Source organism: Arthrobacter sp. YAF17 (genome assembly GCF_052113365.1).
Classification (GTDB): domain Bacteria; phylum Actinomycetota; class Actinomycetes; order Actinomycetales; family Micrococcaceae; genus Arthrobacter.
In genome coordinates, this window is record NZ_JBFRDB010000015.1 from 20,652 (window position 1) to 32,907 (window position 12,256).

At 62.8% G+C, this 12,256-nt stretch carries 13 protein-coding genes; 11 read left to right on the forward strand and 2 right to left on the reverse strand.

Features of this window, described 5'->3' with window-relative positions:
* Positions 1-61: 61 nt before the first annotated feature.
* Complete coding sequence (locus tag AB4Y67_RS13500) at positions 62-490, reverse strand: hypothetical protein (protein ID WP_441406288.1); 429 nt, start codon at positions 488-490, stop codon at positions 62-64.
* A gap of 495 nt (positions 491-985) precedes the next feature.
* Between AB4Y67_RS13500 and AB4Y67_RS13505 the strand changes: the two genes are divergently transcribed.
* The 11 genes from AB4Y67_RS13505 (at position 986) to AB4Y67_RS13555 (ending at position 10,711) form a co-directional block, all read left to right on the forward strand.
* The gene (locus AB4Y67_RS13505; protein WP_441406289.1) at positions 986-1,888 is read left to right on the forward strand and encodes a DNA/RNA non-specific endonuclease; all 903 of its coding nucleotides are present in this window, start codon (positions 986-988) and stop codon (positions 1,886-1,888) included.
* 213 nt (positions 1,889-2,101) lie between these two features.
* Positions 2,102-2,758: a helicase associated domain-containing protein gene (locus AB4Y67_RS13510; RefSeq protein ID WP_441406290.1), complete on the forward strand. Its 657-nt coding sequence runs from the start codon at positions 2,102-2,104 to the stop codon at positions 2,756-2,758.
* A 403-nt stretch (positions 2,759-3,161) separates the two neighbouring features.
* Positions 3,162-3,500, forward strand: a complete 339-nt coding sequence (locus tag AB4Y67_RS13515; RefSeq protein WP_441406291.1) for a PadR family transcriptional regulator — start codon at positions 3,162-3,164, stop codon at positions 3,498-3,500.
* Positions 3,497-4,498: a hypothetical protein gene (locus AB4Y67_RS13520; RefSeq protein WP_441406292.1), complete on the forward strand. Its 1,002-nt coding sequence runs from the start codon at positions 3,497-3,499 to the stop codon at positions 4,496-4,498. Before AB4Y67_RS13515 ends, AB4Y67_RS13520 begins: the two co-directional genes overlap by 4 nt.
* A gap of 277 nt (positions 4,499-4,775) precedes the next feature.
* A complete protein-coding gene (locus AB4Y67_RS13525; RefSeq protein WP_441406293.1) occupies positions 4,776-5,579 on the forward strand; it encodes a hypothetical protein in 804 nt (267 codons plus the stop codon).
* Positions 5,580-5,881: 302 nt separating this feature from the next.
* Positions 5,882-6,313: a LexA family protein gene (locus AB4Y67_RS13530; RefSeq protein ID WP_441406294.1), complete on the forward strand. Its 432-nt coding sequence runs from the start codon at positions 5,882-5,884 to the stop codon at positions 6,311-6,313.
* Positions 6,314-6,339: 26 nt separating this feature from the next.
* The gene (locus tag AB4Y67_RS13535) at positions 6,340-7,620 is read left to right on the forward strand and encodes a Y-family DNA polymerase (RefSeq protein ID WP_441406344.1); all 1,281 of its coding nucleotides are present in this window, start codon (positions 6,340-6,342) and stop codon (positions 7,618-7,620) included.
* A 40-nt stretch (positions 7,621-7,660) separates the two neighbouring features.
* Positions 7,661-7,999 (forward strand): hypothetical protein, encoded by a 339-nt coding sequence (locus tag AB4Y67_RS13540; RefSeq protein WP_441406295.1) that lies wholly within the window; start codon positions 7,661-7,663, stop codon positions 7,997-7,999.
* A 686-nt stretch (positions 8,000-8,685) separates the two neighbouring features.
* Positions 8,686-9,099 carry a MerR family DNA-binding transcriptional regulator gene (locus AB4Y67_RS13545; RefSeq protein ID WP_441406296.1) on the forward strand — a complete coding sequence of 138 codons (414 nt, stop codon included), beginning with the start codon at positions 8,686-8,688 and terminating at the stop codon, positions 9,097-9,099.
* A gap of 45 nt (positions 9,100-9,144) precedes the next feature.
* Complete coding sequence (locus AB4Y67_RS13550) at positions 9,145-10,095, forward strand: hypothetical protein (protein ID WP_441406297.1); 951 nt, start codon at positions 9,145-9,147, stop codon at positions 10,093-10,095.
* A gap of 208 nt (positions 10,096-10,303) precedes the next feature.
* On the forward strand, positions 10,304-10,711 hold the full coding sequence (locus tag AB4Y67_RS13555; protein WP_441406298.1) for a hypothetical protein: 408 nt from the start codon (positions 10,304-10,306) through the stop codon (positions 10,709-10,711).
* Positions 10,712-10,865: 154 nt separating this feature from the next.
* Here the strand turns inward: AB4Y67_RS13555 and AB4Y67_RS13560 are convergent, their stop codons facing one another.
* Positions 10,866-12,032, reverse strand: coding sequence for an AlbA family DNA-binding domain-containing protein (locus tag AB4Y67_RS13560; protein ID WP_441406299.1), 1,167 nt, complete (start codon positions 12,030-12,032; stop codon positions 10,866-10,868).
* Positions 12,033-12,256 lie beyond the last annotated feature (224 nt).

Here is a 12,256-nt window from a genome sequence, read left to right on the forward strand (position 1 = left end):
TGGCTCCTGAGGATTGGGGTCCTGCCGGGCGGTTTCCCGCCCGGCAGGGTACGGCTGGGTCTTAGGCGACGTTGGACATGTAGGGCATCCGGTAGCGGGACGGGAGTTCCGCGGCGGCTTCGGGCAGGTCGTCAGGGCCGTGGGCCTGGCCGTTCTTCCAGTGGAAGAATGCCTGCTCGCTGATCGCGTCCCACTGGCGGGCTTTCGTCCGGTAGTACGTGCAGGTCACGTCACCCTCGCAATAGGTGGCGACGCCGAACAGGTTCCCGATGTTGTCCGCGGTGCGGGTCGCGGCGACCATGACGTAGGGCCAGTTGCCCAGGTCCCAGCCGTCTGCGCCCCAGCTGGGGATGACGGCCCAGCCGTGTTCGCCGATGAGTTCCATCCAGTCGTAGCCGCCGTTGAGGTGGTAGTCGCCCAGCACGGTCACTCCGTCGATGGTTTCGCCGGTGTCCTGCGTGGTCACCGTCTTGGTGGTGATTGCGTTCATGGTGTTGCTCCTTTTTGCCCAAGGATTTCGGTGGGTGGGGCGGCTTAGGTGACCGGCCAGCGTCCCCTCTCCCCCCGTTGTTTTTTGGTTGCTGGCAAGCTCGCTTGCTCGGCGGCCGACGGAGCCCTGTCTACCCGCAGGGCAAGGTGCGGGAAATTCCTGGAGGAAATCAGCGACGCAGGAGCGCCGGAGGGACATTTCCTGCACCGCGGGCCCCGACGAAGGAGGGGCTAGACGGGGTGGAGCGGACGCCTAGAATCCGGAGGACAGCAACCAAAAAGCGTCGAAGACGTGAAACACGGGCCGGGGCGGGCCGGAGCCCTGCGACGGACAGCGCTGGACCCAACAGCCGGCCGCGCCAGCGGACGCCCGAATGCACTGTGTGTGGACCTGCGGTGCCCGCGGGCCGGGCCGAGGGTTCCAATTTCGGGGCCTGGACCTTTGGGCGGGTGGTTCATTCACTTCGTTGTCCCCGGCAGCTGTTAGGGTCCGGGCATGGATGAACTGTTGGTCGGGGCGGATTCCGCTGCTGCACGCGATCTGTCGGGCCGGTCCGGTTTCGACGCCGGGTTCCTCGGTGTGCCGGTGCCTGTTCCGACCCTGGCAGGGGTCGAGACAGTCCTTCTGCCCTACACCCATTTCTCCGTACTCATGCGCCCGGACAAACGCCTGGCCGCGGTGACGGCCCTGGGCATCGACGGGGCGAAGCTGATAAACCTGGACCGATCCGGCATCCAGTGGCGGCTCGATCCCCGGCTCGGCGAAAACCACCAGACCGGGGAGAGGGTTTACGCCCGCAACGACATCGACCGCGGCCACCTGGTCCGCCGGGCCTCAGCCGTCTGGGGCGAAACCCGGGAAGAGGCAGCCCGGGCCAACGAGGACACCTTCCACTACACAAACGCCGCGCCCCAGGCGGCAAAGTTCAACCAGGGCCTGGACCTCTGGCTCGGCCTGGAGTCCTACCTGCAGCGCAACGCAGCCGACAACGGCCGCCGGCTCGTCGTGTTCACCGGCCCGATCTTCAGTGACACCGACCCCGTCTACCGCGGTGTCAACATCCCGCTGCGGTACTTCAAGGTCGCACTATTCCTCCACCACGGGGACCTCGCCGCCACCGGCTACATCGTGGACCAGACACCCGAGCTCGCGAACCTGCCCGACGTCCCGCGGCCCGGCGCCATCGACGAGGCTCCCCCGCTCGGCCCGTTCCGCACCTTCCAGGTCCCCATCCGAGACATTGCCGCCCTGACTGGCCTAAACCTGGACCAGCTCGTGGCCGCAGACCGGATGCCGGTCGCCCGGGCGCTGACCACCGCCCCGGTCACCTCCACCTGGAGACGGCTGAACTCGCCACTGGACCTCGACCTGGACTTCGACCTCAACGGCACGGACTGACATCCCCGACCTGACCTAACCCACCACCGGAGCCACCCGGCAAGGCAGGCTCCGACGGGTGGAAAAAGCAACAGTCTAGGCACGGCGAAGCCCTGCCACTGCCACACCTGACCGGGCCGCCGGGCCGCAGCAGCGGACTCTCCACATGCAGCGCCTTTGGGCCGGGGGTTCCGCCCGTCTCGTGCGCAGGGCCGTGGCAGGATGGGGTCCATTATGGACAGGCGGTTGCGGCGTGCCCCGGACGCTGAATGGGTGCTGATGTACCGGCTCGGACTGAGCCGGAAACGCATCGCTGAGCTCGTGCGCGCCGAACCGGCGGCCGTCGGCTACCACCTGGTGATCGCCCGCCGCCAGGACCCGGGACTCGAAGCCGAACACCGGGCCGCCGCCGACGCCGCCCCCGTCCCTCACCCCTCCCCCGCGGACCTTGCCCGCATGACGGAGGTCATCACCTGGGTCCTGGCTGAAGGCCGGCTCCCCGAGGACCGGGCCGGCGACCGGGGCGAAAGGTCGATGGCGCGCTGGCTCTCCGCACGCCGGCGCGAAGCGGCCCAGGGCACCCTGGACCCTACCTACCGCCAGGGCCTGGCCCGGGTGCCGGGGTGGGCCGGGAACCGCAGGGAAGCAACGGACGAGGCCCGGTGGCAGGGCCGTTTGGCCGACCTCGTGGAATTCCGTGCCGAAGGCCACGACTGGCCGCGGCACCACGGCTACGACTCAGAGCGGGAACATACCCTCGGGGTCTGGATCCACACGCAGCGGTACAAACGGCGCCGCGGTGAACTGGACCCGGTGAAGGCCAAGGCCTTGGACGAGACCGTTCCCGGTTGGCAGGCCGGCAGGACCCGGGGCCGGCGTCCACGACTGTGACCGGAAAGACCCCGCTTCGCCGCAATCCGTGAGGGAGCGCGGGCATAGACTGGGCCTGGTTCTCCAGTCCCCCCAGCTTGGAGAACCGGGCGCCTCCGCGCTTGAGTCCCTTGGGATTCGCGCGGAGGCTTCCTCATAACCCCGGACAGGCGCCCGCCGCGTACCGGCACCAATCCGGGCCAGCAGCGGGAGCCCTCCGGGTTGTGCCCATTGTGGACAGGTGGAGCCCCCTCCGCACAGCTCAGGCTGTCCCCACTGGCGTTCAAGCCGTCCGCCGAAGCCCCGCGCTGGCGCCCGGGTTCTCGGTAGTTTGCGGAGTAGCTATTGAACGAATAGCTCGGAAACACCCAAATGAATCTGTTTCAGGGTTTACATAGTCACTTTAAATGAATATTCTCCTTGAATGACTAAGCAGGAGATGCGCGAACCGACGTTCTTGGTCCTCTCGGCCTTGGCCGGTGGCCCGATGCACGGCTACGCCCTGCTGGCCGAGACGGAGTCCCTCTCGCAGGGCCGGGTGAAAATGAAGCCGGGAACCCTGTATGCCGTTCTTGACCGGCTCAAGGAAGAAGGGCTGGTCGTCCCGGCCGGTGAGCAGATCGTTGATGGCCGGTTACGGCGTTACTACGAAATGACGGACGAGGGAGCGCAGCGCCTGGGAGCGGAGGCTGCCCGGCTGGAGGCCAACGCCAGGCACGCACTGGCGAATCTGAGAGCGCGCGCCGCCGGGATGACCGCATGAGCCCCGAAGCGCGGATGGAGGCCACTTACCGCAGAGCTGTCCGGGCTTCATATCCCAGGCAGTGGCGTGCAGAGTCCGGGGAGGAACTCATCGGGGTGTTCCTGGATGTGGCCGCGGCAGCGCAGCGCAGCAGGGCTACCGTCCCCGATCTGGCGAACATTCTCGTCAGCGGCACTGCGGCACGGTTCCTGCTGATTGTTGGAAAGGTAGCCCCCCGGGGCCGCGACCGTGTCTCGACACTCGCCACGATGCTGGGCACCTCGATGGCAATCTTGATGCTGCTGTTGGGCGAATGGGGACCCTGGGTCCGGGCCGGCAGCCTGCGCTGGCGCCCCACCGGGGCGGGATTCTCCGAGCGGCTGGTGGAGCTGGGACCATTCGTGACCCTCTCGGCAGCTACCTATATTGTGTGGATCGCGGTGTTTTTAGCCACGGTACTGCAGCGCAGTGCTGCCCGCCGGCAACTTCTGATCCTCGCTGTCCTGATGTCAGTACTTCTGCCTTTGTCCAGCTGGATCGGTGGGGTTATGGCTCCGCCACCTGTCGTGTCCGTGGTCATGGTGCTTGCCGCTGTACTGGCTCTTGCCGGCAACGCAACCCGGACTGTCCACCAGCTGCGGCTGGTCCGATGGGGCACTCCGCTGCTCACGGCAGGACTGCTGGCCGTTACGGTGTTCCAACTCCCTGGCCGGGCCATCTTCTTCTACAACGCGCGCAGCGTCGTTGCGGTCGACTCCCATTCCATCAGTTACTCCGTTGGACTGGCCCTCATCCTGGGTACAGCCGCTCTGGCGGCCCCCGCAATCCGCCGGCACTGGGCGGTGGCGCTCTCGATACTTGCACTTCCATTGATGGCTCAGCTTTTCCTGCCACGCGTCCTTTCCGCCCAGGATCTCCAGACGCTCACCATCGCTGTCCTTGTAGCGTCACCTATCGCCGCCCTATGGCTGCGCTGGCACCATCGGCGCACCGTCGCGCCCGTACTCCAACAGGCCTGATCAGGCCAATCAACAACAGGTATGACGGGGCACGAGTCGTCGTACCGCTAATCTCTGCACCCAAAATCCATTCCGGTTTCCGGCGCGCACCGCGGGGCGGAAACCATCCATAACCAAGGGGGACATCATGGAACGACTCAACGCACCAAAGACAACAAGGTTCGTACGCCGAGGGCTAGTGGCAGGAGCTGCGGTCTGCGGCCTGCTGCTAGCCGGATGCGCATCGTCCACCCAACTTTCCGGAGTCAAGGTCACTGCAGCTGAAGGGGGCGTCGCTTTGGACTCCATTGCCGCGGGCGCCACCCTCAGCACGTCCATTGCAGACCGGCTTGAGCGCATCCAGCACACCCAGACAGTAACGAGGCTCCGCTGTATCGCCGACAACGGATTCCCCGATGTTGCAAACCTCATCCCAAATAAGCTCAGCACGGTGCAGGACCAGAACGATGTGTCCGCTGAGGACGTCTTCTTCGCGTCGGCTGAAGACGCCGCAACCAAGGGCTTCGGTCACCCCGTGCCAGCCAGCCCTGCCAAACTCATGTCCCACGACCCCGCCTACGAAGCAATCAGCGACACATGCAACGAACAGGCTTGGCAGGCCCTAGGCGACGACGCAGAGGCAACAGTACTCCAGTATCACCAGCTGCATTCCCGACTCCTCGCGGCACCCATGAACGCTGTTTCAACATCAATGCCGGGCTGGTCCGCAAAGCTCGCCCAATGCCTTTCCGATCAAGGACATCCGGTCACCACCGGCGGCGGAACCTGGGGAATGGACCTCGGCATCACGCTCGGCGGGCTGAAAAGGCCCGACGAGGAACGGCCCACCCCTACAGGAACCAAAGGCGTGGAGATCATCCCTGGAACACCAGCCAACCCCTACATCCCCACAGCGGAGGAATCAGTGCTTGCCTCAGCGCTCTATGAATGCTCCCAAACCACGGGTGTCCGGGCCGAACTGGACCGGATAGCCCTCTCTGCCCAGCAGCAAGCTGAGGCCGACAACGCTGCCGCTATCAAGGATCTGGCCCCGAGGATCCAGGCCCTGGCCGACAAGGCAGGAGCGCTGGCAAGCCTTTGAACCGTTCAGCCACTGCAGCGATCTGAAGCCAGCACCACGGCGCCCTCATGAGCACGTGCGGCGGACACTCATTTGGGGGATGTCGGACGCACGTGCTCATGCTCCTAACTGTCCGCTGGGCCGCTTGTGGGAAGAGCTCCTAGGTCGCCTCACGCCCTGCGGTTCACGCCAAAGTTTCTTGCAGAGCGTGGAGCGAAATGTGCGAGCTCTGGGGATTCCGCCGGGCATTTGGGCAAAGTATGTTTACTGTCGGTCCCGGGAGCTATGATTATTCGAAGATATATTCGAATAAAAGGTGTGTTGTGGGCGTTGTTATTGGTCCCCGCGTGATAAAGGCGGGGGCGTCGTTGTTGTCGGTGCTGATCTCACCGGTCGCTGTCGCGGCCGGGTATCCCTCGCCCGCGCAGGACTACTTCGACGGGCGGATCGACCTGAATGAGCACCTGATCAAGGACGTCACGTCCACTTATGTGGTGCGGGTGTCCGGGGGCTCCATGACCGGGGCAGGGATCAGCGATGGTGATGAACTGATCGTCAACCGTGCCCTGGAACCGGTGGACGGATCCGTGGTCGTCGCGGTCCTGGACGGTGAACTGACCATCAAACGGCTGCGCATCACTAGTGCCGGGGTCGTGCTGCAGGCAGAAAACCCCGCGTACCCGGATATCCGGGTACCGTCCTTATCCGATCTGGTGGTGTGGGGCGTGGCGACCCGATGCCTCCACCGGCTGTAGGGCCGGCCGTGTCTAAGCCGGCGGTGATGCGGCACATGCCGCAGATCGCGCACGTCGACGTGAACTGCTTCTACGCCTCGGCCGAACGGGCCTTCAACCCCGCCCTGGAGGGCCGGCCCGTCATCGTGCTCTCCAACAACGACGGCTGCGCCGTCACCCGCTCCCCGGAAGCCAAAGCCCTCGGCATCCCCATGGGTGAGCCGTGGTTCAAACTCGCCCCCCGCGCCAAGGAATGGGGACTCGTTGCCCTGTCGAGTAACTACGAGCTCTACGGCGACATCAGCGCCCGGGTGATGGAGCTCCTGGGCCGGTACTCGGCCTGGCTGGAGGTCTACAGCATTGACGAGGCCTTCCTCGGCGTCAAGGGCACCCCCGAAGAACTCCTGGCCCTCGGCCGGGACATGAAAGCCACCGTGCGGCGAAACGTCGGGGTGCCGGTCTGCGTCGGAATCGGACCGACGAAAACGATCTCGAAGCTGGCGAACAAGTGGGCCAAAAACAACCCGGCCTTCGGCGGGGTCTGCCACTGGGACTCCGTACCCGCCACAGACAGGGAGACCCTGATGCGGCGCCTGTCCGTCATCGAGATCTGGGGCGTCGCCACCCGGCTGACCAAACGACTCAACGCCCTGGGCATCCATTCGATCCTTGACCTGTCCCGGGCCGATCCTGTCATGATCCGGGACCGCTTCTCCGTGGTCATGATGCGCACCGTCCTGGAACTGCAGGGCACCCCCTGCATCCCGATGGAGGAAGAACGAATCGGCCGGGACCAGCTGATCTTCTCCCGCTCGTTCGCCACCCCCATCACCACTGCCGCCGGGATCCGACAGGTCATGAGCGTCTACGGCCAGCAGGCCTCGGCGCGGCTGGCCAAACACGGTCTGCAGGCCAAGGTCCTCACCGCGTTCGCCGGCACCTCCCACTTCAACCCGAAAGACACCTCTTACCCCTCCGTCAGCATTGCCCTGCCGATGCCCACCGCCGACCCGGTACTGCTCACCAAAGCCGCCCACGCGCTCCTGCCCCGCATCTGCGAGGGCATCCGGTACGCCAGGGCCGGCATCATGGTCACCGACCTCCGCCCCACCGGCAACCAGGCACCCCTGGCCCTGTTCGAAAACCAGCACGAGGAACGCCACATCGGATCCCTCCTGGAAGACATCACCCGCCGGTACGGGCGCGGCTCCATCGGCCTGGGCCACGGCGGCATCCGCGGCGGGCCGGATTGGACCATGAAACGGGACATGCTCTCCCCCCGGTACACCACTCACTGGGACGAACTCCCCCTCGTCAAAGCGGCCTGACAATCACACCTGCACGACAGCACCACGGAAGAACACCCCGATGACCCTTGCACCCGAAGCCCCCGCCCAGATCCAGGACACACTGGTCCGACTCGACGCGGCAGGTAAACCCCTGGCCATCCGCCACGACGGACAGATCTGGTTGGTCGATCCCGACACGGAATCCCGGCACTGGTTCGGAAGAGATGCATGGTGGGACACGCGCCGCACAGCAGCCGTAGGCAGCGGCGACCTGGTCAGCATCGAATACTGGCAGGTTCAGGTCCGCTCCGGCACCCGTTCCTCCCTCCGGACCGCCACGCTCCGCCGGGAACCGCTCTCCACCCAGTGGCTCCTGGAAAACATCAGCGACGCCGACGAAACAACCGAAGAAGAGTGAACGGCCAACCCATCACCGATCAGACCTGGGCCGGCATTCGGACCCTTGGCGCCGTTTTTCGTGGACCAGTAGTCCGCGGGGTAGCGGGATCCCTGAAGCACGGCGTCCAAATTGACGTCGTGCTCCTCACGCCCGTCCGCGAACCGCGCGTCATACCGAATGCTGAGATACCGACTCCTCAACCAACGACGCGTTTTCCAATATGCGGTGGCTCGTATAGCTATCGGCATTTGTGAACTCATGCCTACATCGTCGCCGGTCCGTGACTCGTCCTGTGGCGGACCGCCGATGGAAAGGCTCAACGGATAATCGGACAAACGTGTCCCATTTCCTTAGAGGTGGGACGCCCTCTCAACTGAACTGGTGCTGTGACGGGCCTGTCCAGTGGAACTGAAGGTCTACGCGAAACGCGGGGAGTCGACCTTAGTCCGGAAGGAAGTGACTGTCTGACTGGACACTCAACTGACCATCCATCTTGACACCAAGTCAAGGCTGAAGGATGATTGAACCCTGCAAACCCTGCAAAGCCCACAAACCGTGCAGGACCTGCGAAACCTGCAAAGCTCGCCGTTTGCAGAGAGCTAAGACACTCAAAAACATAAATCAACTAAAAATTAAAAATCCTAAAATCGACAAAATCTAAAAACGACAAAATCTAAAATGAGCAAACATCTAAAGGATTCCTTATGAGTGCTTCAGTTTCACGTACACACTTTCCAAAGGAAGTCGCAACAGCTCTGGGTATCTCCGTGGACTCGATAGGCCGCTACGCCAGGGAGGGAATCATCCCCTTCGAAATGACACCCAAGGGGCATCGACGCTACGACATCGAAGAAGTACGTGATGCGCTTGCCTCAACACTGTCACCAGCCCCTACGCGCCTGGCTCCATCCGCAGCACCGCAGGGCAGGAAGCTTGTCGCCGGACCAGAGGTGCGCGTCAGCCCCCAGTCTCGACTCCGGGAGGACCTGAGGGCCACTCGGACAGTTGAGCGGGAGGACATTGCATCAGACGAAGGAACGGACGGCCGCAACACAGACTCTGTGTTCGACGAGGTATTGGGTCATGCACGCAGAGTGCTGGTCGCGGCCAGCCGATGATTGAGGCTTGTTAACGGAACCAGCCTCCAAACGGAAGAGAAGATATTGAACGAGACAGCCGCCCAGCAGGCGTCACTCAATTTGGCGAACGTTATGACTCGTCTGAGGACTATTTCACAAGGGGATGTGATCTCCCTGGGGGCAGTGAATATCGTAGGGGTTGGCGCGAGTGCCGCGTGGCATTCCACGGCGGAACATGAAGGGCTCGCCGAGCGTGAACCCGGCGAGGAAGTCTGGTCCCTGAGTATCGAGAGTGATGTGGGCTGGTACGTGGTCATAACGCAAGACTGCGACATCGTCCGCGATCCGCGCACTGAGCCTTGCTTGGTCGTCTGTCCGGTCAAGTACGTTCCGGCCGAGGAGTGGCAGACCCTGGCCTCCGGACCCGGGTCACCCCGGTTCTTCCCTCTTCCGGACGGAAACAAGCTCCCTCGCGTGGACGGTAAGTTCCCCATAGCCGACCTCAGGTTCCTGACAAGTGTCGATAAAACGGCATTGCTTCACCCGAGCGTTAAGGTTCTTCATCCGCTTTCCTCACCCCAACGCGGAAACTTCGGACGCTGGGTGGGTTCGCGCTACGCCAGGGTTCCGCACCCTGACAACCTGGAAAGGGACGTGCTGCCCAAGGCGGCTACCCTTATCCGCAAACTTGCCAAGCAGTATGCAGCTGGGAAAACGCAGGACCCGGAAGTTAGGTTGATTGGTGCTGCACGGTCCTGGTACCTGGGCGGCAACGACAAGCGCGTGGTTTATATCCCGATGATTTCCGAGGCCACGGCAAGGGTCACGGGACTATGGGACAACGACGCAGGCGATTTCAACATGAACACAATCCAGGCTGCAACGAAACGCCTGGCTGGCAAACTCCGCGCATCGCTGCCGCCTGGAGCCGGATACGCCTGCTCAGTTGAGCCCACGACACTCCACACAGCCACCGCGGCAGATCTCCTGGAGTGGTCGGAGTGGATTGTCGAGGAAACACAACCGATGCTCTGACACCTTCTCCTCGGCAGGCGTCCAAGAACAATGACACGGCGCTGCACAAAGACGGGAAGCGTCGGATTTGGTGAAAGCAGCGTCCCAGTTCCTTAGAAGTGGAACACCAAGCCAGCTCGTGCAGCGGCGTCCGCTGCTACTGTCAGCCCGGCCCAGTAATCTGGCCTTAGGCGGAATCAACCGCATTGGGGCGAGGCCGGGAGGCAAATTGGAACCGTATGTGTGGCGTGAAGCGGAAGTCAGCTACCCGGACTTCAAAGGAACCGCTCAGCTCGATAAAAAGATCACCGGCACTAACGGATTCACAGTAGCCGGCATCGACCCAGACAAGTGGCTAGTTGTGGGCCTGGACATCGGCGGCGGCGAAGGTGACCACGATCTGCACGTAGTGGCCATCGATAAGGAAACCATTCCCGAGGGGGAAGGCAACGTCTTCGATTACCTGCTCACCAAGCATGGGTATATCCCCGTGACGGACCTACTGCTGCACGACGCGGACCCCTACGAGGTACTGAAAAGCATCACCCACAATTTCGAGCTTCGGATCAGGTCCAGAGGCACAGAGGGGAAACCCATCAAGGTCACTGCCCTTGGCGATATTCCTGAGCAGCGCTGACACCGAATACAGACGAGTAGGCCTGGCCCTGGTTGGCTCACGGGTTCTACCGGCCTTGGCACCTTGCCGGCGGCTAGCGCTGGAGTCACTGCCGGCGATCACCTCAGCCAGGGGCGGCGACCATCACCACGACAAAAACGCGGCGGCCGCGTCCTTAGCGAACTTTGCCTAGGTGTTGCTGGGTGGTTCCAAGCATCTTCAAGAGTCGCCCGACCAAGGATTCCACTACGCCCTCGGGTGATCTTTCCAGCGCGTCGGTACTGACCGTAATCGTGCGCGAGTAAACATCACTGTGCATAGTCTGAGGACGCTCAAAACTCCCCCAGTCGTCTATCGCCGTCATGTGAGAGCGGAGCCCCTTCACATCATTGATACGTAGGCCAAGAGTCCACAGGGAGCGGTATCCGTAACGTTCACTGAGAACGTTTGTCCAGAAGGTCAACCGCTGGGCATATGCCACCGCTAGCCCGTCAAGGATGAACTTCTCTTCCGTTCTCCCCTGGTCGGTGCCGCGTCCTATCAGAAGGCGGATCCCTCCGGACTCCTTCAGTTCGACGTCGAGAATTGACCTCTCGCTGAAACCGGCAGGACGCGGCACTTGCGTGGCCTCGTCGGCGTCGCTGTTCATCATCGAGACGCCGAGTTCCCGATGCTTGATTCTTGTGGAGTACTGAGGCGTGGGGTAGACATCGGCCAGGTTCGGCCTGCATTTGTTCTGGCCCGAAACCAAGAAGTTGCGAAGAGCGTCCTTGTCGTCCAGGAACTGTTCCACGAGGTTCGCATTGACTGGCATCAACGGTTCGGCGATGAGATATATATGCCCGTGGTTACGTTCGCTGGGAAGCAGAGGGTCACTCGACTCGGCGGTGTCCAGAAGTCTTATGCCGATGTTAGCCTGTTCTTGGCGGCGCTGATGATGCCTTAGTACTTCGGCGTCTGATAACGCGTGTTTCGATGCGTCTCCTCGCCCGTAGTATTTGCTTCCTGTCATGTGCGGGGCGAGCGGTGACGGCGGGACCGTGACCACTACGAAACCTGTGCCATCACCTAGCTGGATCACTCGGGTCGTTACCGGCAGTGGCGGCTCGATGGCATTCCGTGAGATGCCGTCTATGCGTTCAATCATTCCCTCGACGGCGAGAGGCTTGGGAACGAGCCGCTTGGAGACGCTACCCTCCTTCACCTCCGCGATCCCGATGATGAACATTCCCCCGTCGATGGCGAAACTCGCCAGTGTCTGGGCAATTTGTTCGTTTCGTGCCTGTTCCTTGACTTCAACGTAATGCGACTCAGACAACGCTCCGCTTCGGATGCCCTCCACGATATCTGCCTCGCTGGCGGGTTGCCACAACTTTGCCACTCTGCCCCCATTTGATGGTCTGGTAAAGGTGCAGCGTAAGCCGCCACCGATCCAATTTACGCTGGCTCCCCCGATTGATGTCACATCCCGTAGAGCTAGGCAGGGTGTCCCACTTCCTTGGAACTGGAACAGTCCGCCGGCAACCACTCAGGCCGTCCCGCCCTGCGGTTCACCACAAGCAATGT

Bases quoted from the DNA above. Each gene is read 5' to 3' on its own strand.
- AB4Y67_RS13500 (WP_441406288.1), bottom strand. From the start codon at position 490: ATGAACGCAATCACCACCAAGACGGTGACCACGCAGGACACCGGCGAA.
- AB4Y67_RS13505 (WP_441406289.1), top strand. From the start codon at position 986: ATGGATGAACTGTTGGTCGGGGCGGATTCCGCTGCTGCACGCGATCTG.
- AB4Y67_RS13510 (WP_441406290.1), top strand. From the start codon at position 2,102: ATGGACAGGCGGTTGCGGCGTGCCCCGGACGCTGAATGGGTGCTGATG.
- AB4Y67_RS13515 (WP_441406291.1), top strand. From the start codon at position 3,162: ATGACTAAGCAGGAGATGCGCGAACCGACGTTCTTGGTCCTCTCGGCC.
- AB4Y67_RS13520 (WP_441406292.1), top strand. From the start codon at position 3,497: ATGAGCCCCGAAGCGCGGATGGAGGCCACTTACCGCAGAGCTGTCCGG.
- AB4Y67_RS13535 (WP_441406344.1), top strand. From the start codon at position 6,340: ATGCGGCACATGCCGCAGATCGCGCACGTCGACGTGAACTGCTTCTAC.
- AB4Y67_RS13540 (WP_441406295.1), top strand. From the start codon at position 7,661: ATGACCCTTGCACCCGAAGCCCCCGCCCAGATCCAGGACACACTGGTC.
- AB4Y67_RS13545 (WP_441406296.1), top strand. From the start codon at position 8,686: ATGAGTGCTTCAGTTTCACGTACACACTTTCCAAAGGAAGTCGCAACA.